Source organism: Arthrobacter sp. YC-RL1 (assembly GCF_001454985.1).
Lineage (GTDB): Bacteria > Actinomycetota > Actinomycetes > Actinomycetales > Micrococcaceae > Glutamicibacter > Glutamicibacter soli.
The window spans coordinates 3,627,589-3,653,004 of the sequence record NZ_CP013297.1; the positions used below are offsets into that span (position 1 = coordinate 3,627,589).

At 65.4% G+C, this 25,416-nt stretch carries 21 protein-coding genes and 3 riboswitches; of the genes, 14 read left to right on the forward strand and 7 right to left on the reverse strand.

The annotated features are described in order from the left end of the window. Positions 1 to 58: 58 nt before the first annotated feature. From ATC04_RS16695 to ATC04_RS16705, 3 genes are all read left to right on the forward strand, one after another. Positions 59 to 586 (forward strand): hypothetical protein, encoded by a 528-nt coding sequence (locus ATC04_RS16695; RefSeq protein ID WP_047118110.1) that lies wholly within the window; start codon positions 59 to 61, stop codon positions 584 to 586. 186 nt (positions 587 to 772) lie between these two features. Further along, positions 773 to 2,596 carry a gamma-glutamyltransferase gene (gene ggt, locus ATC04_RS16700; RefSeq protein WP_047118111.1) on the forward strand — a complete coding sequence of 608 codons (1,824 nt, stop codon included), beginning with the start codon at positions 773 to 775 and terminating at the stop codon, positions 2,594 to 2,596. A 207-nt stretch (positions 2,597 to 2,803) separates the two neighbouring features. Then, entirely contained in the window at positions 2,804 to 3,334 is a 531-nt protein-coding gene (locus ATC04_RS16705; protein ID WP_047118112.1) for a hypothetical protein, read from the forward strand. Between the two features lie 94 nt (positions 3,335 to 3,428). Here ATC04_RS16705 and ATC04_RS16710 read toward each other — a convergent pair whose 3' ends face one another. Both ATC04_RS16710 and ATC04_RS16715 read right to left on the reverse strand, forming a co-directional pair. Then, on the reverse strand, positions 3,429 to 4,847 hold the full coding sequence (locus ATC04_RS16710; RefSeq protein ID WP_047118113.1) for an LLM class flavin-dependent oxidoreductase: 1,419 nt from the start codon (positions 4,845 to 4,847) through the stop codon (positions 3,429 to 3,431). Positions 4,848 to 4,909: 62 nt separating this feature from the next. After that, positions 4,910 to 6,220: an acyl-CoA dehydrogenase family protein gene (locus tag ATC04_RS16715; protein WP_231736019.1), complete on the reverse strand. Its 1,311-nt coding sequence runs from the start codon at positions 6,218 to 6,220 to the stop codon at positions 4,910 to 4,912. Positions 6,221 to 6,269: 49 nt separating this feature from the next. Further along, positions 6,270 to 6,360, reverse strand: a riboswitch (SAM riboswitch). A 266-nt stretch (positions 6,361 to 6,626) separates the two neighbouring features. Then, positions 6,627 to 6,729: riboswitch (SAM riboswitch) on the forward strand. Between the two features lie 5 nt (positions 6,730 to 6,734). Between ATC04_RS16715 and ATC04_RS16720 the strand changes: the two genes are divergently transcribed. From ATC04_RS16720 to acs, 4 genes are all read left to right on the forward strand, one after another. Then, on the forward strand, positions 6,735 to 7,556 hold the full coding sequence (locus tag ATC04_RS16720; RefSeq protein ID WP_047118237.1) for an ABC transporter ATP-binding protein: 822 nt from the start codon (positions 6,735 to 6,737) through the stop codon (positions 7,554 to 7,556). Between the two features lie 88 nt (positions 7,557 to 7,644). After that, positions 7,645 to 8,667, forward strand: a complete 1,023-nt coding sequence (locus tag ATC04_RS16725) for an aliphatic sulfonate ABC transporter substrate-binding protein (RefSeq protein WP_047118114.1) — start codon at positions 7,645 to 7,647, stop codon at positions 8,665 to 8,667. Positions 8,668 to 8,672: 5 nt separating this feature from the next. After that, positions 8,673 to 9,509, forward strand: a complete 837-nt coding sequence (locus ATC04_RS16730) for an ABC transporter permease (protein WP_047118115.1) — start codon at positions 8,673 to 8,675, stop codon at positions 9,507 to 9,509. Between the two features lie 73 nt (positions 9,510 to 9,582). Beyond that, the gene (gene acs, locus ATC04_RS16735) at positions 9,583 to 11,544 is read left to right on the forward strand and encodes an acetate--CoA ligase (protein WP_047118116.1); all 1,962 of its coding nucleotides are present in this window, start codon (positions 9,583 to 9,585) and stop codon (positions 11,542 to 11,544) included. Positions 11,545 to 11,656: 112 nt separating this feature from the next. Here acs and ATC04_RS16740 read toward each other — a convergent pair whose 3' ends face one another. Beyond that, positions 11,657 to 13,540, reverse strand: coding sequence for a BCCT family transporter (locus ATC04_RS16740; protein WP_047118117.1), 1,884 nt, complete (start codon positions 13,538 to 13,540; stop codon positions 11,657 to 11,659). A gap of 754 nt (positions 13,541 to 14,294) precedes the next feature. Here ATC04_RS16740 and ATC04_RS16745 point away from each other — a divergent pair. Then, a complete protein-coding gene (locus ATC04_RS16745) occupies positions 14,295 to 14,723 on the forward strand; it encodes a Fur family transcriptional regulator (protein WP_197413547.1) in 429 nt (142 codons plus the stop codon). A gap of 94 nt (positions 14,724 to 14,817) precedes the next feature. After that, a complete protein-coding gene (gene katG, locus ATC04_RS16750; protein WP_047118118.1) occupies positions 14,818 to 17,001 on the forward strand; it encodes a catalase/peroxidase HPI in 2,184 nt (727 codons plus the stop codon). 115 nt (positions 17,002 to 17,116) lie between these two features. Here katG and ATC04_RS16755 read toward each other — a convergent pair whose 3' ends face one another. From ATC04_RS16755 to ATC04_RS16765, 3 genes are all read right to left on the reverse strand, one after another. Continuing rightward, positions 17,117 to 17,746: a methylated-DNA--[protein]-cysteine S-methyltransferase gene (locus tag ATC04_RS16755; RefSeq protein WP_047118119.1), complete on the reverse strand. Its 630-nt coding sequence runs from the start codon at positions 17,744 to 17,746 to the stop codon at positions 17,117 to 17,119. Continuing rightward, on the reverse strand, positions 17,743 to 18,240 hold the full coding sequence (locus ATC04_RS16760; protein WP_047118120.1) for a sigma-70 family RNA polymerase sigma factor: 498 nt from the start codon (positions 18,238 to 18,240) through the stop codon (positions 17,743 to 17,745). Before ATC04_RS16760 ends, ATC04_RS16755 begins: the two co-directional genes overlap by 4 nt. A 125-nt stretch (positions 18,241 to 18,365) precedes the next feature. Continuing rightward, on the reverse strand, positions 18,366 to 18,926 hold the full coding sequence (locus tag ATC04_RS16765; protein ID WP_047118121.1) for a histidine phosphatase family protein: 561 nt from the start codon (positions 18,924 to 18,926) through the stop codon (positions 18,366 to 18,368). 113 nt (positions 18,927 to 19,039) lie between these two features. Further along, positions 19,040 to 19,134: riboswitch (SAM riboswitch) on the forward strand. A 111-nt stretch (positions 19,135 to 19,245) separates the two neighbouring features. On the opposite strand from ATC04_RS16765, the gene ATC04_RS16770 reads away from it, so the two are divergent. Then, positions 19,246 to 20,613, forward strand: coding sequence for an O-acetylhomoserine aminocarboxypropyltransferase/cysteine synthase family protein (locus ATC04_RS16770; RefSeq protein ID WP_047118122.1), 1,368 nt, complete (start codon positions 19,246 to 19,248; stop codon positions 20,611 to 20,613). After that, positions 20,613 to 21,107 carry a CoA-binding protein gene (locus ATC04_RS16775; protein WP_047118123.1) on the forward strand — a complete coding sequence of 165 codons (495 nt, stop codon included), beginning with the start codon at positions 20,613 to 20,615 and terminating at the stop codon, positions 21,105 to 21,107. The genes ATC04_RS16770 and ATC04_RS16775 overlap by 1 nt, the downstream gene beginning before the upstream one ends. Positions 21,108 to 21,182: 75 nt before the next feature. Here ATC04_RS16775 and ATC04_RS16780 read toward each other — a convergent pair whose 3' ends face one another. After that, positions 21,183 to 22,154 carry an iron-siderophore ABC transporter substrate-binding protein gene (locus tag ATC04_RS16780; RefSeq protein WP_082123782.1) on the reverse strand — a complete coding sequence of 324 codons (972 nt, stop codon included), beginning with the start codon at positions 22,152 to 22,154 and terminating at the stop codon, positions 21,183 to 21,185. A 239-nt stretch (positions 22,155 to 22,393) separates the two neighbouring features. On the opposite strand from ATC04_RS16780, the gene ATC04_RS16785 reads away from it, so the two are divergent. From ATC04_RS16785 to ATC04_RS16795, 3 genes are all read left to right on the forward strand, one after another. Continuing rightward, complete coding sequence (locus tag ATC04_RS16785) at positions 22,394 to 23,368, forward strand: iron chelate uptake ABC transporter family permease subunit (RefSeq protein ID WP_231736021.1); 975 nt, start codon at positions 22,394 to 22,396, stop codon at positions 23,366 to 23,368. After that, positions 23,365 to 24,393 carry an iron chelate uptake ABC transporter family permease subunit gene (locus ATC04_RS16790; protein WP_181728133.1) on the forward strand — a complete coding sequence of 343 codons (1,029 nt, stop codon included), beginning with the start codon at positions 23,365 to 23,367 and terminating at the stop codon, positions 24,391 to 24,393. The genes ATC04_RS16785 and ATC04_RS16790 overlap by 4 nt, the downstream gene beginning before the upstream one ends. 148 nt (positions 24,394 to 24,541) lie before the next feature. Then, complete coding sequence (locus ATC04_RS16795; RefSeq protein WP_082123772.1) at positions 24,542 to 25,399, forward strand: polysaccharide deacetylase family protein; 858 nt, start codon at positions 24,542 to 24,544, stop codon at positions 25,397 to 25,399. The last annotated feature ends 17 nt before the right edge of the window (positions 25,400 to 25,416 follow it).

The following is a 25,416-nucleotide window of genomic DNA, read 5'->3' on the forward strand; positions in this document are numbered from 1 at the left end:
CTGCGCCTCGTGTAGCAGGCAAGCCGCTCACGCGGACACCAAGAGAAAGGCACAGCTCATGAAATCGTCACTAAAGTCCTGGTGCGCAGCAACCTCAGCCGTCGCGGCCCTGGCATTGGCCCTGACCGGATGCGCGAACGACTCGGGATCCACCGATACCGCTTCCCCCTCCGCCGACGCCCAGTCCAGCGCCGCGTCCTCCGCCCCGGCGGAAAGCAGCCCGAGCGGCGACATGGGTGCCGCGTCCCTGGCGCTCGCCGACTCCTCGCTGGGCAAGATCGTGGTCGATGGCAAGGGCATGACGGTGTACCAGTTCGACAAGGACACCCAGGGCGCCGATTCCTCGGCCTGCACCGGACCCTGCGAAGACCAGTGGCCAGCGGTCCCGGGCGGAACCGATGTCACGGTTGACGGGGTCACCGGCAAGACCGGCACCATTACCGGGGTGAACGGCGAAAGCCAGCTGACGCTGGACGGGTGGCCGCTGTACTACTTCGCCGGCGACAAGAAGGCCGGCGACACCGCAGGCCAGGGCGTGAAAGACGTCTGGTGGGTGCTGGATGCCGCCGGCACCCCGATCAAGTAGCCGAAGCACAGTCCGGCAGGACGCCCGGGGGCACGCCGCGGTGCGTGCGCCCGGGCGTTTCCATGCCCGCGGCCGGTTTAATAATCGGGCGAAATCAGCATGTGGCGCGTGTCACACGGCGCTGGAATGATGTTTGTCCCGTACATTGGCGCATACTTCATCCCCATCTTCTGAGGAGATTCAGGTATGTCACGACCACGTATCCGGGCCCTTGCCTGCGCCGCAGCGCTGGCCCTAGGACTGGGAGCAGCATCCGCAGTACCGGCGAGCGCCGATCCCAGACAGACCGAGAAGGACCCCGTCGCCCAGGGCAGCGGAGGCGCCGTCGCCTCCGTGGACCCCCAGGCCTCCGCAGCGGGAATCGAGATCCTGCGCAAGGGCGGCAACGCCGTGGACGCGGCGGTCGCCACCGCGGCGGCCCTGGGCGTCACCGAACCCTACAGCGCCGGCATCGGCGGCGGCGGATATTTCATGTACTACAACGCCAAGACCGGAAAGGTCAGCACCATCGACGGGCGCGAAACCGCCCCGGCGTCCATGCCGCACGACGCGTTCATCGACCCGGCCACCGGCAAACCCTATAATTTCACCCCCGAGCTGGTCACCAGCGGGGTCTCGGTCGGAGTCCCGGGAACCCTGGCCACCTGGCAGCGGGCGCTGGACAACTGGGGCACGCAGGACCTGAAGAAGGTGCTGCACCCCGCCATCCAGACCGCGTCCCGCGGGTTCGTGGTGGATACGACCTTCCGCGAGCAGACGCTGGACAACAAGAAACGCTTCGAAGCGTTCCCCGACACCAGCAAGCTCTACCTGCCCGGCGGGGATGCCCCGAAGGTCGGCAGCGTCTTCAAGAACCACGACCTCGCGGCCACCTACCGATTGCTGGCCAAGAACGGACCGAAGGCCTTCTACCAAGGAGAGCTCGCGCAGGAGATCGCTGACACCGTCACCGCGCCGCCCAAGAACGCGGACACCGACCTGCCGGTGCCGGCCGGCTTCATCACCGCAAAGGACCTGGCCGACTACGCCGTGGTGGAGCAGGCGCCGACCAAGGTCGAGTACCGCGGGCTCGAGGTCTTCGGCATGGCCCCGTCCTCCAGCGGCGGCACCACCATCGGCGAATCGCTGAACATCCTGGAGCAGTTCGACCTGTCCTCCATGCAGACCCCGTCCGCGCTGCACCACTACCTGGAAGCCACCGCACTGGCCTATGCCGACCGCGGCAAGTTCGTCGGCGACCCGGCATTCGTGGATGTGCCGACCAGGACCTTGACCAGCCAGCTCTTCGGCGCCGAACGAGCCTGCGCGCTGGATCCGGCGCGTGCCGCCGTCAAGCCGGTGGCTCCCGGGGACGTCGAGAACTTCGACGGGTTGTGCCCGGCGGAAACCGGCGCACCGGTGGACGAGCAGGACACCGAGAACGTGTCCACCACGCACCTGTCGGTGGTGGACCGCTGGGGCAACATGGTTTCCTACACGCTGACCATCGAGCAGACCGGCGGGTCCGGCATGATGGTTCCGGGGCGCGGCTTCCTGCTGAACAACGAGCTGACGGACTTCTCCACGGTGTACAACCCCGAGGATCCGAACCGCATCGACCCGGGCAAGCGCCCGCGTTCCTCGATGTCCCCGACCATCGTGCTGCGCGACGGGCAGCCGGCGCTGGCCATCGGCTCGCCGGGCGGCTCGACCATCATCACCACGGTGCTGCAGACCCTGGTCAACCGCATCGACCTGGGTATGGACATCGGCCAGGCCATCGCCGCCCCGCGCGCCTCGCAGCGCAATACCGCGGCGGTCACGGCCGAACCGGAGTTCATCACCGCCTACGGTTCCGCGCTGGAGGCCTTCGGCCACAAGCTGACCCCTGCCGGGGACTCGTTCACCCCGCAGGCTGAAATCGGCGCGGTGGCGGCCGTGGAGGTCGACTCCCACGGCAAGCTCACCGCGGCCGCCGAACCAGTGCGCCGCGGCGGCGGCTCCGCGATGGTGGTGAAGCCGGCCAAGTAGCCCGGCGGGCGCCGCCCGCTGCGCCGCTCCTGCGCCCCGTCCGGCCTGCGGACGGGGCACAGCGTGCTAAGCCACTGGCTGCCCGCGCAAAAAAGCTTGCGGGATGCTGAACCGGAGCGGGCTCTGTCTCGTTCTCACCTTGTACGGTTTTCCACGCTCCCGCCCTCGGCTCTGCGGGAGGAACCAGGACGAACAAGGAGCACGATCATGGGCAAGGCATTTTCGAAAGCCGCGGTCCTCACCGCAGCCTTGACGTTGGTTCTGGCCGGGTGCTCCGGCCAGAACGGTTCAGCCCAGGACAATCCAGGCCAGGGCAATTCCGGAACCTCGAACTACGGGGTGCCGAATACCGGCAGCAGCCCGGTGCCGAATCTCAAGCAGAACGGAGCGATCCTTGAAATGCGGCAGACCGAGCTGGGCAGCATCGCCACCGACCAGCGGGGCATGAGCATCTACCAGTTCGACGAGGACACGCAGAACTCCGGGGCTTCCTCCTGCACCGGCGGATGCCTCGACTTGTGGCCTCCGGTCCCCTCGGGCCCGGCCTCGCTGAGCGATGCCAAGGGCATCACCGGGAAGCTGGGCACCATCACCGGCGCCGATGGCAAGCCGCAGCTGACGCTGAACGGCTGGCCCATGTACTACTACGTTTCGGACAGCAAACCCGGAGACACCAAGGGCCAGGCGGTCAGCGACGTGTGGTGGGTCGTGGACAGCGCCGGCGTGCCGATCCACTGACCTGTGGCGCAGCACAACCGCTGGTTAACTGCCGACCGGCCCCGCCGCCCTTGACTGGGCTGCGGGGCCGGTAGGCCGTGCGGTAGTTCCGGGATCAGACCTGGGCGGCCAAGCGGTTGGAGACCTTGAAGGACGCCGCGCGGTGGGTGTCCTTGACGTGGTCGCCTGCGCCGAACAGCTTGTTGCGCAGCGAGCCGTCGGCGTACTCGGTCTTGTACGCGCCGCGGGCCTGCAGCTCGGGAACCACGTACTCGACGATGTCCTCGAAGGTGCCCGGGGTGATGGCGTAGGCCAGGTTGAAGCCGTCGACGTCGGTGTAGTTGACCCAGTCGATGAGCTTTTCGGCGACCTCGGCGCCGGAGCCCACGGTGATCGGGCCGAAGCCGCCCACGCCAACCCATTCGGCCAGCTGGCGCACGGTCCACGGGTTGCCCTCGTCGCCGCTGGCCTTCTGGAAGGTGGCCACGGAAGACTGGATGGCGTTGGACTTCACGTCGGCGCCGATGACCTCGTCCGGGTTGAAGGTGGACAAATCGATGCCCATCCAGCCGGAGATCAGCACCATGGCGCCCTCGATGTCCGCATAGGACTTGTAGTCCTCGTACTTGGCCTGGGCTGCTGCCGAATCCTCGGCGGTGATGATGGTCTGCATCGCGAAGATCTTGATGTCGTAGCGGCCGCGGCCCGCGGCCTCGGCATGGTCGCGGATCTTGGTGACGGTGTCCTTGAGCATTTCGCGGGTCGGGCTGGTCACGAAAACCGCCTCCGCGTTCTGCGCGGCGAACTTCAGGCCGCGCGGCGAGGTGCCTGCCTGGTAGATGACCGGGGTGCGCTGGGTGCTCGGCTCGGTGATGGCGATGCCCGGAACCTTGAAGTACTTGCCATCGTGGTTGATCGGGTGCACCTTGGCCGGGTCGGTGTAGACGCCGGTTTCCTTGTCGGCCTGCACCGCGTCGTCTTCCCAGGAGCCTTCAAGCAGCTTGTAGACGACCTCGAGGTATTCGTCCGCATGGTCGTAGCGCTCATCGTGCTCCATCTGGTCTTCCTGGCCCATGTTGCGGGCGGCCGAAGGCAGGTAGCCGGTGACCACGTTCCAGCCCACGCGGCCGTTGGTCAGGTGGTCGAGGGTGGCCAGGCGGCGGGCGAAGGGATACGGGTGCTCGTAGGCGGTGCCGGCGGTGACGCCGAAGCCGAGGTTCTCGGTCACCGCGGCCATGGCGGAGACCAGCAGGAACGGGTCGTTGACCGGGGCCTGGGCGCCGGTGCGCAGCGGGGACTCGTTGGTGCCGTTGTACACGTCGTAGGTGCCCAGCACGTCGGCGATGAACAGACCGTCGAACTTGCCCTTTTCCAGCACCTTGGCCAGGTGGGTCCAGTAGCCGATGGTCTTGTAGTCGGCGGCCTTGTCCTTCGGGTGGCGCCACAGGCCCGGGGACTGGTGGGCGACGCAGTTCATGTCGAAGGCGTTGAAGAGGATTTCCCGCTTCGCGTTATGTGGCTGGTTCTCGCTCATGGATGTGCCCCTTGTTCGTGGTTGAGAAGTGGAAGTCTGGTGGGTGCGCGGCGCGGCGGCCGCTAGCCGGCGTGGTGCCCGGTGGGTGCGGCGAGGTCGCCGGTGACCGAGAGGCGCTGGGGCTGGACCCCGTTGATCTCGTAGTCCCCCACGATGCGCGCCTTGTAGATGGCAGGGTTGTGGGTGGCGATGGTGCGCGCGTTGCGCCAATGCCGGTCCATGTTGCAGCTGCTGCGGGTGGACGAGGCGCCCAGCCCGTCGAAGAGCTTGCTGGTGGCGCTGATGACCAGCGGCTGCACGATGGTCTGCGCCCGGTTGGCGGCCAGCTCGCAGACCGCAAATCGCTCCTCCGCGTTCAGCTGCGCGTCCTGCAGCGCGGCTTCGACCTCCAGCACCGCTCCGATGACCACCGAGTCCGCGGCGAAGACCTCCGCGGAGACCTCCCCCACCAGCTGCAGCACCTGCGGTTCGCGGTGCACCGGGACGCCGGTGCCGGTGGTGAAGCTGCGGGTGCGCGCCTGCACCGAGCTGCGCATGTCGTTCAGCGCCGCGCGGCCGATGCCTGCCTGCACCGCCATGAGCACCAGCTGGAAGATCGAGGCCTCGGGGTCGTTGGGATCCTCCGGCATGAAGCTGTCCACCGGCACCTGGTGGAACTCGGTGGTCCCGGTACCGGTCAGCCCCTGGCCGAAGCCGTCCCAGTCGTCCAGGATCTTCACGCCGCTGTGCTGGGTAGAGACCACGGCGATCTGGCGTCCCGGGCGCTCCGGATGGGCCACCGCGACGGTGGTCCAGTCCGCGAAGATGGTGCCGGTGCAGTAGTACTTCTCGCCATTGACCACCCAGCGGCCGTCGACCTGGCTGGACTTGGTATTCAGCGTGCCCAGCGCGTTGCCGCCGTTTTCGGTGTAGGCGTTGCCGACGATCTGCCCGGCCGCGATGCGGGCGAACCACTTGGCCTTCAGCTGCTCGTCCTGCAGGCGCAGCACGTCCTCGACGAAGGCAATGTGCGCGCGCCAGAGCTGGCCGATATGGGAATCGGCCTCGGAAAGCTCGATCAGCAGGCGGAAGACGTCGCTGAGCCGGGCGCCGTGGCCGCCGTCGGCGACCGGCAGGCGCAACGCCCCGAAGCGGTCGCGGTTCAGCAGGCCCACCTGTTCGAAGGGCAGGATGCGATTGCGGTCGCGCTCCTTGGCGCCGGCGGCGATCTGGGCGAACACCGGACGGAAAATCGCTGCAAGGCGCTCGTAGTCTTCGTCGGCCCCCGGCCCCGGAGTCATCTTGAGCAGCTGGCGGGTCGGACGGTCTTCGGTGAACTCGTCGAGCTCCAGCGCATTGCCGGCCCCCGGGGTGCTCAGCGTGTTGAAGTCCACCTCAAAATCGTTTTGGGGTGCGCCAAAAGACATAAAAAGTCCTCGATTCTTTCCATCGATCCTGGCGGTAGCACCGTCCCTGTCATGGGTGGTTGCTGCGGCGTCGTGGAGCCAGATCTCTCAGCCGCTCTGGATGGGTCGTAATCATTTGTAGCCGTAACAATCGGGCGGCTCCAAGCCCCGTAGTCATATTTCGTCGCTGAAAACGCACGGGTTGCAGAGGCTCGCGAGTGCCGATTGCCGCGAACCGCCGAAGATGACCCAAGGAAGAGGGGCAAAGATCGATCAAACCAACGTTCAATGAAATAAATAACGAAATATCCCACATATTACGCGTTCAGATCGAATATTTTTCATGTTACGCAGGATTTGCAATGGAATCGTTCGAATGCATGTAATGGATGCGTAACCATCCCGAGCGGCCGAGAGATCTGGCTCTATGACGCCGCAGCAACCACCGTTGAATTCCCGGAATTCACGGCCGGTGCTACCGCCAGGACCGATGGAGATGATCATGGCTACTGCCTTTGCCCTGCCTCAGACCGAGGTTGCAACCAGCGCATCCAGCGCGCTGTCCGTGGACTTCCACAATGTCTCGCGCACCTTCACCACCAAGAAGGAGCAGCGCACCGTCCTCGCAGACGTCAACCTCCACATCGAAGCAGGACAGGTGGTGGCGATCCTCGGAGCCAGCGGCTGCGGTAAGTCGACGCTGCTTCGCTCGGTGTCCGGCTTGGACCATCCCACGGGTGGCGCCGTCTTCACCGGCACCCGGGAAGTCAACGACATCAACGAGCTGTGCGCGGTGGCCTTCCAGGAGCCACGGCTGCTGCCATGGCGTTCGGTGCGCGAGAACATCGCACTCGGACTGGCTCCGGGGACCAGCAAGCCGGCCGGCATTGAACTCATCAACCAGCTGCTGGAGCTGACCGGGTTGACCCACGCGGCCGATCTGCGGCCACGCGAAATTTCCGGCGGCATGGCACAGCGCGTATCGCTCGCCCGAGCACTGGCCCGCCGCCCCGGCGTGCTGCTGCTCGATGAACCATTCGGCGCACTGGATGCACTGACCCGCCTGAAAATGCAGGACCTGCTCCTGTCCATCCATGCGTCGTTCCCGACCACCGTCCTGATGGTGACCCACGACGTCGACGAGGCGCTGACCCTGGCAGATCGGGTGATCGTCCTGGGGCGTGCCAATGGCCAGCAGTCAGCGACGGTCATCGAGGACCTCCGGCTGTCCGCGGCGCACCCGCGTAGCCACAGCGACGCACTGTTCGTCACCAACCGCGCCCACCTGCTGGGACTGCTAGGCGTCGACACCGCAAACCACTAATACCGGTTTCGCCACCGGCATCTCGACTTTCTTCTACGGCTGCATCCACGCAGCCGCTGCACTCGCACGCACAAATCAAGGAATTTCCATGCTCGCACACCGTTTCACCCGTCGTACCGCACTGTCCATCGCCGCCTTGGCCGTCGGCGCCGTAGCCCTCTCCGGCTGCGCCGGAGAGAACGCCTCGGCAGCCGGCGACGGCAAGACCCTGTCCATCGACTACGCCACCTACAACCCGCTGAGCCTGGTGCTCAAGGAAAAGGGTTGGCTGGATGCGGCAGCCAAGGAACAGGGTGTCACCGTCGAGTGGATCCAATCCGCCGGATCGAACAAGGCAAATGAAGCGCTGCGCGCCGACGCGGTGCAGGTCGGTTCCACCGCTGGCTCCGCCGCACTGCTGGCCCGCTCCAACGGCTCGCCGATCAAGACCATTTCGCTCTACTCGCAGCCTGAATGGGCGGCGCTGGTGGTCAACAAGGACTCGAAGATCACCACCCCGGCAGATCTGAAGGGCAAGTCGGTCGCCGCTACCAAGGGCACTGATCCGTACTTCTTCCTGCTGCAGACCCTTGAGGAGGCCGGTCTGAGCGAAAAGGACATCACCCTGCAGAACGTCCAGCACGCCGATGGGCGCACCGCGTTGGCCAACGGCTCGGTCGACGCATGGTCCGGTCTCGACCCGATCATGGCCGCCGCCGAACAGGACGGCGCCAAGCTGTTCCACCGCAACCTGGACTACAACACCTACGGCGCACTGAATGCCCGCGCGGACTTCATCGAGGAAAGCCCGGAGCTGGCCCAGCTGGTGGTCGACTCGTACGAGAAGGCCCGCGAATGGGCCGTTGCGAATCCGGACGAAACCGCGGACATCCTGGCCGAGGTCGCAGGACTGGAGTCCGAAGTCGCCCAGACGGTGATCAACGAACGCTCGAACCTGGACGTGGACACCGTTCCCGGCGAATCCTTCACCAAGGTGCTCGGCAACATCGCCCCTACCTTGGTTGCCAGCGGCGACGTATCCAAGCAGGAAACCGTTGACGAAGCGCTGGCCACCCTGGTGGATGATCAGTTCGCCACCAAGGCCGACGCCAAGAACATTTCCGGAGAGTAATCATCATGTCCACGCCAACTCAGATTTCCCAGGCAGCCGGCGGCAGCTCTGCCGCTGCCGACCGGCACAAACCTGGCTTCGCCGCTCGGATCCTGCAGGCGCCCAAGTGGCTGTTGTCCTTGATCCTGCCGGTGGTCATTGTCGCGGTATGGCAGTACGTCACGGTCAGCGGCATCGTCGCCCCCTGGTCGCTGCCGACCCCGGGTGCGGTGCTCGCCGCGGCCGGTGAGCTGTTCCAAGACGGAGATCTGAGCAAGCATGTCGGAATCTCCACCCAGCGAGTCCTACTGGGCTTCGCGATCGGCTCGCTGCTCGGATTGCTCTTTGGCGCGCTGGTGGGCCTGTCCAAGCTCGCCGACGCCCTGCTGAGCCTGAGCATCGGGGCTCTGCGCGCGGTCCCTTCACTTGCCTGGGTACCGCTGCTGGTGCTGTGGATGAAGATGGGCGAGGATTCCAAGGTCACGCTGATCATCATCGGCGCGTTCTTCCCGGTCTTCACCACCGTCTCGCTGGCCCTGCGCCACGTCGATGCGCAGCTGGTGGAAGCCGCACGCTCCTTCGGGTTCAAGGGCCTGAACCTGCTGCGTACGGTACAGCTGCCGGCAGTGGTCCCGTCCATTTTCTCCGGACTCCGGCTTGCACTGGCCCAGGCCTGGCTGTTCCTCGTGGCAGCAGAATTGCTCGGCGCCTCGATGGGGCTCGGATTCCTCCTGACGGATTCGCAGAACAACGGCCGTCTGGACCGCTTGATCTTGACCATCATCCTGCTCGCGATCTTCGGCAAGATCACCGACGCCCTGCTGTCGGTGGCCGAACGCTGGGCCATCCGGCGCTGGACGTAAACCGGGCACCGACACAGCCCATGTCCTAGTCCGCCACCACCCGATTTCGCATTTCAACCCAAGGAAAACCGCAATGACCACCGAATTGGCATCCAGCACAGCAGCCGCGACCACGGAGAACCGCCATGAATTCTGGGACGAAGCGGCAAACCTTCTGGATTGGGAAACCCCCTGGCACACTACCAGTCAGATCATTCCGGCGGATCCCCAGGCCCAGCGCGGCCCGCAGATCTCCTGGTATCTGGGCGGCACGCTGAACGCCGCAGTGAACTGCGCGGACCGCCACGTGGCCGCCGGCAACGGGGACAAGGTGGCCCTGTACTTCGAGGGCGAACCGGGCGACCGCATCGCGGTCACCTACAAGAACCTGCAAGAACGCGTCTCGCAGGCCGCCAACGCGCTGCTGGAGCTGGGCATCACCAAGGGCGACCGCGTGGTCATCTACCTGCCGGTGCTCATCGAAACCGTGGTGATCACCTTGGCCTGCGCCCGCATCGGCGCCATCCACTCGCTGGTTTTCGGCGGGTTCTCCGCAGAGGCCCTGAAATTCCGCGTGGAAGACACCAAGGCGAAGCTGCTGGTCACCACCGACGGGCAGTTCCGCCGCGGCACCTCGGTGCCGGTGAAGGACAATGCCGACCAGGCCGTGTCCGGGGAGAACAGCATCGAGAAGGTGCTGGTCATCCGCCGCACCGGCGATGACATCGCTTGGACCGAAGGCCGCGACGTGTGGTGGCACGAGGTCGTCGAGACCCAGTCCACCGAGCACACCCCACAGTTCTTCGACTCCGAGACCCCGCTGTTCATCATGTACACCTCCGGAACCACCGGCCAGCCCAAGGGCCTGGTGCACACCACCGGCGGCTACCTCACCCAGGCGGCCTACAGCTACAACCTGCTGTTTGCCAACCCGGACCGGGCCCAGCGCGCCGACGACGTGCACTGGTGCACCGCGGACCTGGCCTGGGTCACCGCGCACACCTACGAGATCTACGGTCCACTGGCCAACGGCGTCACCCAGATCATCTATGAGGGCGTGCCGAATGCCCCGCACCCGGGACGCCACTTCGAGATCATCGAACGCTACCGCGTGACCAGCTACTACACCGCGCCGACCCTGGTCCGTTCGCTGATGGGCTGGTTCCCGGACGGCATCCCTGCCAGCTATGACCTGTCCTCGATCAAGATCGGCGGCACCGTAGGCGAATCGGTGAACCCCGAGGCCTGGCGCTGGCTGCGCTCCCAGGTAGGCCGCGACACCGCCGAAGGCATCGCCATGGTGGATACCTGGTGGCAGTCGGAGTCCGGGGCGACCATCCTCTCCCCGCTGCCCACCGACACCCACTTCAAGCCGGGCTGCGCCGCGCGCGCTCTGCCCGGGGTGAGCGTGGACATCGTGGACGCAGCGGGGAACACCGTGGGGCCGAACCAGCAGGGAAACATCGTCATCACCGAGACCGGGCCGTCCATGGCCCGCACCGTGTGGGGCAACCCGCAGCGCTACTACACCAGCTACTGGCAGCAATACGTCGAGCAGGGCTGGTTCCTCGCCGGGGACGGCGCGCGCTTCGATGAGGACGGGGACATCTACATCCTCGGCCGCACGGACGACGTGATCAACATTTCCGGGCACCGGCTGTCAACCATCGAGATCGAGTCGGCACTGGTCACCAACGCCGGCGTGGTGGAGGCCGGGGTCTGCCCGACCCAGGATGCCAAGACCGGGCATGCGGCCACCGCGTTCGTGGTCCCGCTGGACAAGTCGCTGATCGCGCTGGATCCCGATGAGGCCACCGCCGCACGCCAGGCCGAGTTCATCGCCCAGTTGCGCGGCACCGTGGCCGCTCAGATCGGCCCGATCGCCAAGCCGCGCGATGTGGTGCTGGTTCCGGACGTCCCGAAGACCCGCTCGGGGAAGATCATGCGGCGCCTGCTCACCCAGCTCTTCGAGGGCACCACGCTGGGCGACACGACAAGCCTGCAAAATGAGCCGTGCATCCCGGAAATCAACGAGATCTGCCGCGCCCGGGGCTGACCGCAGCCGCTGTCCGCATTGATTAGAAGCTGGCCGGGCCCGTGCACCATGCACGGGCCCGGCCAGCTTGTTCAGTTCCGGTTGCCTTGCCGGGGCAGCCCATCAGTCGGTGTCAGGATTTCTTCGGATCGCCGGGCTTCGGCCCGGCCGTGTCGGTTGGCTCGGTTGGGTCAGCTGGTTCGGTGGCCAGCAGCACTTCGCGCTCTTCCACCACCGTCCCGTCCTCGGTGCCCAGCTTCGCCGCCTCGACCACCGGAATCTCGGTGGTCATCAGACTGAATCCGCCGCCCTCATGGCGGTCCACGCCGCGCGAGACCGAATTCTCCAGGACCTGGCGCGCCACGGTGCTGCGCAGCACCAGCGGATCCTTGCTCAGGTCCTTCCAGATGGCCACGCACAACAGAAGCATCACGACGACAAACGGCAGCGCCGACACAATGGTGATGTTCTTCAGGCCGTTCAGCGCTTCGGCTGGATTGTCGCCGCCCGCCAGCAGCATCACGGCAGCCACCGCTCCGGTGGCCACACCCCAGAAGACGACCGATTTCCGCGTGGGGTTCTCGGCGCCCTTCTCGCTCAGGGCGCCCATCACGATGGACGCGGAGTCCGCTCCGGTGACGAAGAAGATCGCGATGAGCAGCACTGCCAGCACCATCAGCACCACCGACACCCATCCGGCAACCGGAAGCTGTCCCAGCATGTCGAAGAGAATCAGGTCGAAGTTGATGTCCGGAGCGCCGTCCACGATCTGCGCCAACTGCGCCGAGGTATCCCCGGCACGCTCCGCGCGCTCCTGGATGCCGATGGCTCCGCCGCCGAAGATCGCGAACCACAGCAGAGTCACCGTGGAAGGCACCAGCAGCACGCCGGTCACGAACTGGCGGATGGTGCGGCCGCGGGAAATACGCGCGATGAACAGGCCCACGAACGGGGTCCAGGAGACCCACCAGGCCCAGTAGAACACGGTCCACGAGGACAGCCAGGAGGAAACCGCTTCATCGCCCGAGGCCGCGGTGCGCGAGGCCATCTGCGGCAGGTCGCCGATGAACGAACCGATGGCGTTCGGGATGACGTTGAGGATGAACAGGGTCGGCCCGCCGATGAACACGATCAGGGCGAGGATCACTGCCAGCACCATATTGGTGTTCGACAGCCATTGGATGCCGCGCTCGATGCCGGAGACCGCCGAGGCCACGAACAGCGCCGTAAGGATCGCGATGATCACGACCAGGACTCCGGATCCGACCTTTTCCATCATGCCGGTGGCCTGGATGCCGCCGCCGATCTGCAACGCGCCCAACCCCAGGGAACAGGCCGAGCCGAACAGCGTGGCGATGATGGCCAGGATGTTGATGACGCGGCCGCCCCATCCATGGATGGCCCGGTCGCCGAAGATCGGGGTGAACATCGAGGAGAACAGCTGCGGGCGCCCCAGGCGGAAACTGCCGTAGGCCATGCCCAGGCCCACGATTGCATACATGGCCCACGGGAACAGGGTCCAATGGAACAGCGTGGTGCCCATGGCGGTGCTCAGCGCCGCATCCGTCTGCCCCTCGACGGTTCCCGGTGGAGGGGACATGTAGAAGAACAGGGGTTCGCCGACACCGTAGAACACCAGTCCGATGCCCATGCCGGTTGCGAACATCATGGAAATCCACGACACCGTGCTGAATTGAGGTTTCTCGTCGTCCTTGCCCAGCGGGATGCGGCCGAAGTTCTTGGCCGCCACGACGATGGCGAAGACGGCGAAGACCGAGGCGGCGATGATGAACAGCCAGCCCGTATTGGTAATGACCCAGTCAAGGGCTGCGTCCGCTACTGTGCCCAGTCCATCGGGCGTGATGAAACCCCAGATGATGAAGGCCAGTGCGAGTGCTCCGGCAATGCCGAACACCCAGTAGTCGGTGCCTTCGAGCTTGTACTTCTTCGGCTTACGCTGCCGAGCTGAGTGCAGCTCGCCAACGATCTCTTCTATTGATTGGTCACTCTGCTTCATTGCGTTCTTTCCCCACCAGCCAGGCAGGGGCCGAGCATATCGGCCACCTGACTATCGGGGGCGCCAGCTCCCTTGCGGGGGAACGCCATCCGGCTAGTGCATTCGGTTGAGGATTGCTTTGACTGCTTCGGTTCACTGAATCCAAGATCGACCCGCGGCACACGATGAAAGCTTGCGTGCTTGTGCCCATACTCTACGTACAAACCAGACAATTTGGCGGAAATTATTTGTCGAACCTTGGCTCAAACGGGCCCAATTAGGGCTTTTCCATCATTAGTGAGATCGACATAAAGGTCAAACTTCACGAATCATCCAGCCCTTCCAATACACGGAATTACGATCGATGTTTCCCGTGACTAGAGGAATGCAGGCATCGAGTGTGAGCTTCGTCGCCGGTTGAATTTGTCTAATTTATACCGCAATAAAGTTGGATATATTCGGATATTTTCGACAAGGGATTGTTGAAAGATTGGAGAAAACTTTTCCCCATGATCGTGAATTCAAGAAATTCACACCGCTCAAAGATGCCCCGCTACGCCCGAGAGCGGCGCCCGCCGCCTCGAAGCGCGCAGTTCCGTGGCCACCGCATGGATCAGGGAGAGCTGGGATCCTTGAAACCAATTACATCCATGGAGACGCATATATGCATGTCAAGCCATACTCGAGAACATTCATCCCCTGTTCGGGAAAAAGTAACCCGCAACACACCGATTCTTATCTTGACTCATTCAAAATAAGTAGGCATGCTTGAGACATGACATCAAAGGCAGGGATCGAGCAGGTGCTGAAAGAGGCATCCATGCGGGTGACGCAACCTCGCGTTGCGGTACTCGCGGCGGTGACTGCGAACCCCCATGCCGACACCGAAACCATTATTTCGGCTGTGCATGAGGAGCATCCGCATGTGTCCCACCAGGCGGTATACGACTCGCTCAAGCTCTTCACGAGTCTGGGTGTTGTGCGGCAGATCCAGCCTCAGGGGCACATCGCCCGCTATGAGACCCGCGTTGGCGACAATCACCACCATGTGGTGTGCCGCTCCTGCGGGCAGCTGGCGGATGTCGATTGTTCGGTCGGGGCAGCTCCGTGTTTGCACGCCTCAGACGATCACGGCTTCCAGATAGATGAAGCCGAAGTGATCTACTGGGGCAAATGCCCGGATTGCCAAGCCTTGAACAGCTGAAAAGCACCCCTTAGTTCCCAAGCCCCGCCGGATGGGCTGAAAGCCTCCCGGCGGACGCTGCCCCAAAAACCCCTTAAACCGGAAGGAAGAGCATATGTCTGAGACGACAGCAGGTCAGTGCCCAGTAGTCGGCGCTGGCCGAGTGCACCCAACCCAGGGCAACGCCAACACCGAGTGGTGGCCGAGCAAGCTGAACCTGAAGATCCTGGCCAAGAACCAGCAGGTTTCGAACCCGCTGGACGAGGACTTCGACTACACCGAGGCCTTCAGCGCCCTCGACTTGGCGGCCGTCAAGGCCGATCTGGCTGAAATCATGACCCAGTCCCACGACTGGTGGCCAGCAGACTTCGGACACTACGGTCCGTTCTTCATCCGCATGGCATGGCACTCCGCCGGCACCTACCGCTCCCACGACGGCCGTGGCGGCGGCGGCGCAGGCCAGCAGCGCTTCGCGCCACTGAACTCGTGGCCGGACAACGTGTCGCTGGATAAGGCTCGCCGTCTGCTGTGGCCAGTGAAGAAGAAGTACGGCCAGGCCATCTCCTGGGCCGACCTGATCCTGCTTGCCGGCAACGTGGCTCTCGAAGACATGGGCTTCGAGACCTTCGGTTTCGGCGGCGGACGCAAGGACGTCTGGGAAGCTGACGACGACGTCTACTGGGGCCCGGAGAAGGTGTGGCTGGACAACGAGCGCTACACCGGCAAGCGTGACCTGGAAGCCCCGCTGGCTGCAGTCCAGATGGGTCTGATCTACGTCAACCCTGAGGGCCCGGACGGCAACCCGGATCCGCTGGCTTCGGCCATCGACATCCGCGAAACCTTCCGCCGCATGGGCATGAACGACGAAGAGACCGTAGCCCTGATCGCCGGCGGCCACACCTTCGGCAAGACCCACGGCGCCCACGCCGATGACAAGATCGGCCCGGATCCGGAAGCAGCCCCGCTGGAAATGCAGGGCCTGGGCTGGAAGAACGGCCACGGCACCGGCAAGGGCGCGGACACCGTGACTTCCGGCCTCGAGGTCACCTGGACCTACCACCCAACCCGTTGGGACAACGAGTTCTTCCACATCCTCTTCGCCTACGAGTGGGAGCTCTTCGAGTCCCCGGCAGGTGCCAAGCAATGGCGCCCGGTCAACGGCGGCGGCGCAGGCCTGGTCCAGCCGGCATTCGATACCCTGGAGCACCGCGAACCGCGCATGCTGACCAGCGACCTGGCTCTGCGCTTCGACCCGATCTACGGCCCGATCTCCAAGAACTTCAAGGAGAACCCGGACCAGTTCGCCGATGCCTTCGCCCGTGCCTGGTTCAAGCTGACCCACCGCGACATGGGCCCGAAGTCCCGCTACTTCGGCCCGGAGGTTCCGGCCGAGGATCTGCTCTGGCAGGATCCGCTGCCGGCAGCTCCTGAGGTCACCCTGGGTGCCAAGGAAATCGCCGAGCTGAAGTCCCTGATCAACGGCGCCGAACTGTCGGTGCAGCAGCTGGTCTCCACCGCGTGGAAGGCCGCAGCGACCTTCCGTTCCTCGGACAAGCGAGGCGGCGTCAACGGCGGCCGCATCCGCCTGGAGCCGCAGGTTTCGTGGTCGGTCAACCAGCCAGCGCAGCTGAAGCCGGTGATCGCCAAGCTCGAGGAAATCGTTGACCAGTTCAACGCCACCTCCGAGATCAAGGCTTCCTTCGCCGATGTCGTGGTCCTGGCCGGCAACGTGGGTGTCGAGCAGGCTGCCCTGGCCGCAGGCCAGCAGGTAGAAGTTCCGTTCACCCCGGGTCGCGTAGACGCCACCCAGGAGCAGACCGACGTCGAGCAGTTCGCCTGGCTGGAGCCGGTCGCCGACGGCTTCCGCAACTACGACTCGGGCTTCCTGGACCTGCCAAGCGAGTACCTGCTGATCGACCGCGCGAACCTGCTGGGCCTGTCGGCTCCGGAGATGACCGTGCTGCTCGGCGGCCTGCGCGTTATCGGCAATAACTGGGACGGCTCCAACCTGGGCGTCTTCACCGACACCCCGGGCGCACTGACCAACGACTTCTTCGCGAACCTGCTGGAGCTCGGCCTGGAGTGGACCCCGTCGGCAGACGAGCAGACCTACACCACCACCGACGGCCGTTGGACCGGCAGCCGCGTGGATCTGGTCTTCGGTTCCAACTCCGAGCTGCGCGCCCTCGCCGAGGTATACGCTTCGGACGATGCCAAGGAGAAGTTCGTCAAGGACTTCGCAGCGGCTTGGGCCAAGCTCATGGACGCAGACCGCTTCGAGCTGGCCCGCAAGAACTAGTTCCCTTGCGCTAGCTTCTAGCTGAGAAGCCGGTGGCCGCCGCCTTCCTTCGGGAAGGCGGCGGCCACCGGTCTCTTCATTTGCAGTTGCTGCCGGCACAGTGTTGGCGGCATGCTCAGAACAGGGTGGCTTCGCCGCCGCCGAATTCCGGGTTCTCCAGCTTCAGCAGCTGCGTTTTCACGCCCAGTCCCCCGAGGTAGCCGCCCAGCGAACCGTCCGTGCGCAGCACGCGGTGGCACGGAAGCACAATGGGCAGCGGGTTCGTGGCGCAGGCCGAGCCGACGGCCCGCACCGCCTTCGGCTTGCCGATGTGCTCGGCCACTTGGGCGTAGCTCTGGGTCTGCCCGTAGGCGATGCGGCCCAGCTCCAGTTGCACCTGCCGACGGAACTCGGTGGAAAGCCGCAGGTCCAGCGGCAGGCTGAACTCCTGCAGCGCGCCGGAGAAGTATTGGTCGAGCTGCCTGGCCGCGTCGTCGAGCGATCTGTCGTCCTTCAGGATCCGCGGGCCCACCTTGTGCGCCAGGACATCGAGGATGCGCTCATGCCCCTCGGTTTCAAAGGCCACCCGGACCAGCCCGGCCTCCGTGGAGGCCAGCAGCAGCCCTCCGATCGGGCTGTCGACAATGCGGTAGGAGATCTCGATCAACTGCTGGCGGCGGGCATCATGAACAAATTTTTTGTTCAATTCGGCCAGGATCCGTTCTTCGTCCCGCGTCGCCGGGAAGGCGGTAGTCCGTTCGCTCATGACAACTCCTCCAGCATCTGCGCGTGCTTCCAATGGGCACGCAGGTTCTTGATTCCGTCGCTGCCCGCGCGGCGGGCGGCCGCTTCGGAACCTGAAAGGATCTGCGAGATCTGCGCGTAGCTCAACCCGCCCAGGTACCGGTAGGCGAGCACGAAACGCTGCTTCTGAGGCAGCGCCTTGACCGCCTGCCACAGTTCTCCATCCATGATCCTGGCTTCGGGCCGTCCCGCCTGCCCGACTTCTGTCTCGGGCAGCACCTCGGCCAACACCTCGGACGGGTTCTTGCGCAGTTCGTCGATGGCCTTGCGATGGGCGATGGTGACCAGCCAGGCCTGCACGTTGGCATCATCCGGCAGATCCGGATAGGCCTTGAGCGCGGCTAGGAACGTTTCCGACCACGCATCCTGGGCGCGATGCTCATCCAGCAGGGCACGGCACACACGCAGCACGGCCAGCCCATGGTCCTGGACAATCCGTTCGAACGGTATCTGCATGGCTCTCCCGGCAGCTGCTTCCCCTTGCGGGCTCTCACCTTGTAAACGTACCGCAGGCGCCGTTTGTGAGGTCGGCAGCGAAAATTTTTTGCTCCGCGGCGCCAAGGCGCAATTGGAGAAGCCAGCTACAGGCGCACCGTGTCCAAGTCAGCGGCGATTTCTTCCAGCCGCTTCAGGTCGATGTCGATCACTTCGCCGTTCTCCACGCCCTGGGGCTGCCGGCTTCCGGCGAGCGCGTCGCGGATAGTGCGCATGGTCGCGCCGTGGCTGACGACCATGATCCTGCGCCCCGCGTGCTCCTGCACCAGCTGGAGCAGCGCAGGCAGCGCCCGGTCAAGGATCTGCTGGTGGGTTTCCAGTTCGTGCTGCACCTCGGCGGCTTCCAGATCGCTGACCTCGGCCATGATGCGCCCCTCCAGCGGGCCGAAACTGCGCTCGGTCAGGGTGTGCACCGCCGGTCCGGTCTCCGCCCCAAGCTGCTCGGCGATCAGCGCCGCAGTCTGTTGGGCGCGGGCCAGCGGGGAGGCCAGCAGCAGATCCCAGCCTTTGCCCTTCAGGAAGCGCCCCAGGCTGCGTGCTTGGTGGCGTCCGGTCTCGTTCAGCTCGATATCGGTGCGGCCCTGCAGGCGGCCAGCCAGGTTCCAGTCGGTCTGCCCATGTCGTACCAATGCCAGCGCGGTGTCCATGACTCGAGCATAAGCGCAGCGCAAAGGTATCGAAGAATCTGTGGCGAGGGAAGCAATACGCAACGTTACGACTCATAGTTGGGTCATTTTCGGTCATGTTGCGAAGATTGTTACAACCATCCCGAGCGGCCGAGAGATCTGGTTCGATGACGCCGCAGCAACCTGCCACAGCCGGTGGATACGGTGCTACCGCCAGAAACGATGGAGCTGCTTTCCGCCTACCCGGCGTTCAAGCGACATTGACCGGGATTCCTGCCTCGATGGCTTCCGTGTTCGGCACGGAGGCCAAGAACGTATCGACAAGGAGTCATAAGCCACCATGGCAGACCACAAGTTTGGATTCCGCACCCGCGCGCTGCACGCCGGAGGCACCCCCGATGCCGAGCACGGCGCCCGCGCGGTGCCGATCTACCAGAGCACCTCGTTCGTCTTCAAGGACGCCGACGATGCCGCGAACCTGTTCGCCCTGCAGAAGTACGGGAACATCTATTCGCGCATCGGCAACCCGACCGTTGCCGCGTTCGAGGAACGCATGGCCTCGCTGGAAGGCGGCCTCGGCGCGGTAGCCACCGGCTCCGGCATGGCCGCGGAGTTCGTCACCTTCGCCGCGCTGGCCCAGGCCGGCGACCACATCGTGGCCTCGGCCAAGCTCTACGGCGGCACCATTACGCAGCTGGACGTCTCGCTGCGCCGCTTCGGCATCGACACCACCTTCGTCGACTCCAACGACCCGGCCGATTTCGAGGCGGCGATCGGCGAGAACACCAAGGCCGTCTACACCGAGGTCGTGGCCAACCCTTCCGGAGACATCGCGGACCTGGCCGGACTGGCCGAGGTGGCGCATCGCCACGACATCCCGCTGGTGGTCGACTCCACGCTGACTCCGCCGTACATCCTGCGCCCGATCGAGCACGGCGCGGACATCGTGATCCACTCGGCCACCAAGTTCATCGGCGGCCACGGCACGACCCTGGGCGGCGTGGTCATCGAGTCAGGCACCTTCAACTGGGGCAACGGCAAGTTCCCGACCATGACCGAGCCGGTGGCCAGCTACGGCAACGTCTCCTGGTGGGCCAACTTCGGCGAATACGGTTTCCTGACCAAGCTGCGCAGCGAGCAGCTGCGCGACTTCGGCCCGGCGCTGCCGGCGCAGTCGGCCTTCCAGCTGCTGCAGGGTCTGGAGACCCTGCCCCAGCGCATGGACAACCACCTTTCCAACGCCAAGCAGGTCGCCGCCTGGCTGGAAGCCGACGAGCGAGTCACCTACGTGAACTACGCGGGGCTGGAATCCCACCCGCAGCACGAGCAGGCAGCCAAGCTGCTGCCGATGGGCGTCGGCTCGGTCTTCAGCTTCGGTGTCAAGGGCGGCCGCGAGGCCGGCGCCAAGTTCATCGACGCGCTGCAGCTGGCAAGCCACCTGGCGAACATCGGCGACGCCCGCACCCTGGTGCTGCACCCCGCCTCAACCACCCACCAGCAGCTCAGCGCCGAACAGCTGGTCGCCGCCGGCGTTCCGGAAGACCTGATCCGCCTGTCGGTCGGCCTGGAGGACGTCGAGGACATCCTCTGGGACCTCGACCAGGCGCTGGCCGCCTCGCAGGAAGGCACGCTGGAGTCCGACTTCGCGGCACCGGCCTACGACGGAGCATCCTGCGCCGTTCCCGCCGCTTCGAAGGGAGCGAACTAATGAGCACCGCTGAACGCACCTGGCAGGGCCCGGGCGCCGCGCAGCGCCTGAACATCCTGCGCGACACCAAGACCATCGCGATTGTCGGCGCCTCGAACAAGCCCTCGCGGGCCAGCTACTTCGTGGCCACCTACCTGCTGTCCTCCTCGAAGTACAAGGTGTACTTCATCAACCCGGTGCTGGACGAGATCCTGGGCCAGCCGGTGTACAAGTCGCTGGCCGACCTGCCGGAGTCCCCGGACCTGGTCGAGGTGTTCCGCAAGCACGAGGACATCCCGGGCGTGCTGGACGAGGCGCTGGCGGTCGGGGCGAAGACCCTGTGGCTGCAGCTGGGCACCTGGCATGAAGAAGTGGCCCACCGTGCCGAGGCCGCGGGCCTGAACGTGGTCATGGACCGCTGCGTGAAGATCGAGCATGCCCGCTTCCACGGCGGGCTGCGCCTGGCCGGATTCAACACCGGCGTGATTTCCTCCAAGCGCCAGCTGCTGGCCTAGGGAATCTCCGGGACGAACACGGCGGTGCCGCCCTTCTGAATGAAGGGCGGCACCGCTGTGTTGTCTTTTTCGGCGCTACTTGACCAAGTAGCCGCGCAGGTCGTCCAGGATCTGGTTGGCGCCGGTCGGGCCCAGGCCCAGGAACCAGACGTCGTCGTTCACGCGGATGGCCTGGCCGTCCTTGACCGCCTGCATCTGGCCCCAGAGCGGACCTTCCACCGCGGCCTTCTCGCCGGTGGCTTCCGGGGTTCCGTAGGAGGTGTAGAACAGCCAGTCGGAGTCGGCATCCGCCAGGTTCTCCGCGGAGATTTCTGCGGCCAGGTCGTCGATGTCCTGGTTGTCCGGACGAGAGAATCCGGCGTCGGCCAGGATCACGCCGATCAGAGACTTGTTGGCATACAGGCGGATCTTCTCCGGCATGAAGCGCAGCAGCGAGATCTTCGGATCGCCCTCGACGTCTTCGTTCAGCGCGGTGGCCTTGGCCTGGTAGTCGTTCAGCACGGAAACCGCCTTGGTTTCCTCGCCCAGCGCCTCGCCGGCCAGCAGGAAGTTCTCCTTCCACGGGAAGCCCGGGCGGATGGAGAAGACGGTCGGGGCGATCTGGTTGAGCTGGCTGTACAGCTTGTCTGCGCGCAGCTGGGAGCCGATGATCAGATCCGGGTTCAGCGCGGCGATGGCCTCCAGGTTCAGCTCCTGGATGGTGCCCACGGTCTTGGCATCCTTGACCTCGTCGGCCAGGTAGCTCGGCACGGAGTTCGCGCCCTCGGTGGACGGGATGCCTACCGGGGTGACGCCCAGGGAGAGCACCGCGTCCAGCTCACCGGTATCCAGCACGACCACGCGCTGCGGTTTGGCCTGGATTTCGGTGGTGCCGTTGGCGTGGGTCACGGTGCGGGGGAACTGGCCTGCTTCGGCATCCGAGCCGAACTTGGCGGTTTCCTCATCCGCGGTCGTGAAGCTCTGGCCGCCTACGGCAACGTCCTTGTTACCGGCGTTGGAGTCCGAGGTGCTGGTGGCTGCGCCGCAGCCGGCGGTGACTGCAACCATGAGTGCAGCGGTGGCGCCGAGGATGGTGCGGCCCCACGAAGTACGAGTGTTCAAGAAATTCACAACGCCAATATACCGTATTCAGTTGCGCACCTTGATAGGTAAGCATCATCTACTGCAACATTCACGATAAGGTGTTCCAGTCACCATTCTCAGCGTGAAAGTGCGACCCCCACACCGTGAAGACCTTATCTCCACCCGATGATTTGCAACGTAGCAAGTCACCGAGCAAACATTTGTTGATTCTCGGGATGCTGGCGGTCCTGCTGGTCGCTCTGGCCACCGTGTCGCTGACCATCGGCTCAAAATCCCTGAGCCTGCAACAAATTTTTTCCGCGCTGGCAGATCCCGTGGAGTCCGTTGAGCGCAGCCTCATCCTGTCCTCGCGGCTGCCGCGCGCGCTGCTGGCAGTCTTCGCCGGCGCCGGGCTGGGTGTGGCAGGGTTGCTGGCCCAGTCGCTGACACGCAACCCGCTGGCCGAACCGGGCATCCTGGGTGTCAACGCCGGCGCCTCGCTGGCCATCGTGACCGCTGTCGGGTTCCTGGGCGTCTCGGGGTTCGCCGGCTATGTTCCCTTCGCCTTCCTCGGCGCCCTGCTCACCGCAGCGCTGGTCTACCTGATCGGCCGTCCCCGCGCGGGTTCCTCGGACCCGGTGCGCCTGGTGCTCTCGGGTGTAGCCATCGGCGCGATCTTCACCGGACTTGGCACCGCCCTGTCGCTAGTGCGCCCGCAGGCCTTCGACCAGCTGCGCGCCTGGACCATCGGTTCGCTGCAGGGCCGGGACGCCTCCATCATCGTTCCGCTGGCGCTGCTGACCGCCGTCGGAATCCTGCTCGCTGCGCTCTGCGCGCGGTCGCTGGACGGGCTGGCGCTCGGAGACGACGCGGCCACCGCGCTGGGCGTGAACGTGCGCAACACCCGCATCCTGGTGCTGATCGCCATCACCATCCTGGCTGCTTCGGCCACCGCCGCGGTGGGCGCCATCGGCTTCATCGGCCTGATGGCGCCGCATGCCGCGCGCCGGCTGGCAGGTTCCGGCACGGGCTGGGTCATGGCCTACACCTGCCTGCTGGCACCCATGCTCCTGCTCGTCGCGGACGTGCTGGGCCGCGTCATGCTTCCCGGCGAGCTGCAGGCCGGCGTGGTCTGCGCGTTCATCGGCGCGCCGATGCTGATCATGCTGGCCCGCAGCCCCAAGGCGGCGGCCCTGTGAGCATCGTATCGACCAACAAGACCCGGAGCCTGAAGCGTTCCACCCGCTCCCGCTCGGTCGGGCTCGCCCTGGCGGCCGCCGTCCTGCTGGCCACCGTCTTCGCGGTATCCGGCGGCGAGTACTCTCTCAGCCCGTGGCGGGTCCTGACGATCCTCTTCGGCGGCGGCGAGGGGCTGGAGACCACCGTCGTCTGGCAATGGCGCATGCCCCGGGCGACCGCCGCACTGGTCTTCGGCGCCGGCCTGGCCGTGTCCGGCGCGGTCTTCCAGACGCTGACCCGCAACCCGCTGGGCTCCCCCGACATCATCGGCTTCTCCACCGGCGCCTACACCGGGGCGCTGGTGGTGCTGACGGTGGTCGGCGGCGGATTCCTCGCCACCAGCCTCGGCGCGCTGGCCGGCGGCCTGCTGACCGCCTTCGTGGTGTACCTGCTGGCCTGGCGCAACGGCACCCACGGATTCCGGCTGATCCTGGTGGGCATCGGCGTCTCCGCGGTGCTTGCCTCGTTCAACCACTACCTGGTACTGCGCGCGGAACTGGACGTGGCCATGGCCGCCGCAGTGTGGGGCGCCGGCACCCTGAACGGCGTGACCTGGGCCGGGGTGATTCCCGTGTCGATTGTCGTGCTGGCCTCCCTGGCCGCGGTGCTTGTCGGCTCGAAGTCCCTGCAGATGCTGCAGATGGGCGACGACCTGGCCAGCGCCCTGGGCATGAAGGTCGAGCGCACCAAGCTGGTGCTGGTGACGCTGGCGGTCCTGCTGGTTTCCGCGGTGACCGCCCTGGCCGGCCCGATCGCTTTCGTTGCGCTGGTCGCCCCGCAGCTGGCGCGGCGCCTGGTGGGCGGGGGCTCGTTGAACCTGATCCCGACGGCGCTGACCGGGGCCTTCCTGCTGGCGCTGGGAGACCTGCTGGCCCAGCGGCTTTTCGCCCCGATCCAACTGCCGGTAGGTGTGGTAACTGTCTGCATCGGCGGCATCTACCTGGTGTACCTGCTCAATCGCGGAACCCAGAAGGTCCGCGGGTAGCGCCCCGCACGCCCGACTGAGACCCAAGGCACATTTATCCCCGGAATTCCGGTGGTTTTCAGCGGTTTTGATAACAATTCGGTGGAGTTTGCGGACGACGCGGTCCGCCAGTTTGAAAACCGCGGCGGCGGCGCGGGAAGGTTGATTAATGCCTCCCCGTTCCCGCCGCCTTGCGGTGCTCCCTGTCGTCGCGTCCGCACTGCTTTTGGCCTCCTGCACCTCGCAGGTCCAAGCCGAGGACGGCTTCGCCAAGCAGGCGGTGACGATGCTGCTTCCCGGCCAGGAAAGCCCTCGGCTTTCGGGGTCCACCGGCGTTCTCGCGCAAGCCGCCCCACAGATCCCCGCCGTAGTGGCGCCGGCCGGGCCGATGCGGCTGCATCCGCGCCCCGAGGTCGACTGCGACCAGTCCAAGTGCGTGGCGCTGACCTTCGACGACGGGCCGGGGCGCCACACCGAGCGGCTGCTGGACCACCTGGCCGCCGCGGATGTCCCGGCCACGTTCTACCTGCTGGGGCAGAACGCGCAGAAGTACCCGGAAACCCTGCACCGCATGGTCATCGAAGGGCACCAGCTGGGCAGCCACACCCACGACCACAAGGCGCTCACCGCGCTGAGCAGCTCGCAGATCACCCACGAGATCGACACGGCGGCTGCCATCATCAAGGATTTGACCGGCGTCCATCCCGGCACCGTGCGTCCTCCCTACGGTGCGCACAACGCCCAGGTCGATGCGCTCATCGACGCCCCGCTGGTGCTGTGGGACGTGGACACGCTGGATTGGCAGCACCGCGACCCGGCGAAGGTCGCGAGCATCGCCATGGAGGAAGTGCGCGACGGATCGATCATCCTGATGCACGACATCCATGAGAGCACGGTCAAGGCCGTGCCCGAGCTCATCAAGCGGCTGAAGCAGCAGGGCTACTCCCCAGTCACCATCGACGAGCTGTTCGACGGGCAGGAGTTCAACAGCTCGACCGCCTACGCCAGCCGCAACCAGATCCGCTAGTCCGGCGCACCCGCGGC

What these genes read in the sequence shown, in the direction of transcription:
- ATC04_RS16725 (WP_047118114.1), top strand. Translation starts at nt 7,645, where the DNA reads ATGCTCGCACACCGTTTCACCCGTCGTACCGCACTGTCCATCGCCGCC.
- ATC04_RS16710 (WP_047118113.1), bottom strand. Translation starts at nt 4,847, where the DNA reads ATGAGCGAGAACCAGCCACATAACGCGAAGCGGGAAATCCTCTTCAAC.
- ATC04_RS16695 (WP_047118110.1), top strand. Translation starts at nt 59, where the DNA reads ATGAAATCGTCACTAAAGTCCTGGTGCGCAGCAACCTCAGCCGTCGCG.
- ATC04_RS16780 (WP_082123782.1), bottom strand. Translation starts at nt 22,154, where the DNA reads ATGGTTGCAGTCACCGCCGGCTGCGGCGCAGCCACCAGCACCTCGGAC.
- ATC04_RS16795 (WP_082123772.1), top strand. Translation starts at nt 24,542, where the DNA reads ATGCCTCCCCGTTCCCGCCGCCTTGCGGTGCTCCCTGTCGTCGCGTCC.
- ATC04_RS16755 (WP_047118119.1), bottom strand. Translation starts at nt 17,746, where the DNA reads ATGAGCGAACGGACTACCGCCTTCCCGGCGACGCGGGACGAAGAACGG.
- ATC04_RS16775 (WP_047118123.1), top strand. Translation starts at nt 20,613, where the DNA reads ATGAGCACCGCTGAACGCACCTGGCAGGGCCCGGGCGCCGCGCAGCGC.
- ggt (WP_047118111.1), top strand. Translation starts at nt 773, where the DNA reads ATGTCACGACCACGTATCCGGGCCCTTGCCTGCGCCGCAGCGCTGGCC.
- ATC04_RS16760 (WP_047118120.1), bottom strand. Translation starts at nt 18,240, where the DNA reads ATGCAGATACCGTTCGAACGGATTGTCCAGGACCATGGGCTGGCCGTG.
- ATC04_RS16770 (WP_047118122.1), top strand. Translation starts at nt 19,246, where the DNA reads ATGGCAGACCACAAGTTTGGATTCCGCACCCGCGCGCTGCACGCCGGA.
- ATC04_RS16765 (WP_047118121.1), bottom strand. Translation starts at nt 18,926, where the DNA reads ATGGACACCGCGCTGGCATTGGTACGACATGGGCAGACCGACTGGAAC.
- ATC04_RS16740 (WP_047118117.1), bottom strand. Translation starts at nt 13,540, where the DNA reads ATGAAGCAGAGTGACCAATCAATAGAAGAGATCGTTGGCGAGCTGCAC.
- ATC04_RS16705 (WP_047118112.1), top strand. Translation starts at nt 2,804, where the DNA reads ATGGGCAAGGCATTTTCGAAAGCCGCGGTCCTCACCGCAGCCTTGACG.
- acs (WP_047118116.1), top strand. Translation starts at nt 9,583, where the DNA reads ATGACCACCGAATTGGCATCCAGCACAGCAGCCGCGACCACGGAGAAC.
- ATC04_RS16720 (WP_047118237.1), top strand. Translation starts at nt 6,735, where the DNA reads ATGGCTACTGCCTTTGCCCTGCCTCAGACCGAGGTTGCAACCAGCGCA.
- ATC04_RS16730 (WP_047118115.1), top strand. Translation starts at nt 8,673, where the DNA reads ATGTCCACGCCAACTCAGATTTCCCAGGCAGCCGGCGGCAGCTCTGCC.
- katG (WP_047118118.1), top strand. Translation starts at nt 14,818, where the DNA reads ATGTCTGAGACGACAGCAGGTCAGTGCCCAGTAGTCGGCGCTGGCCGA.
- ATC04_RS16745 (WP_197413547.1), top strand. Translation starts at nt 14,295, where the DNA reads ATGACATCAAAGGCAGGGATCGAGCAGGTGCTGAAAGAGGCATCCATG.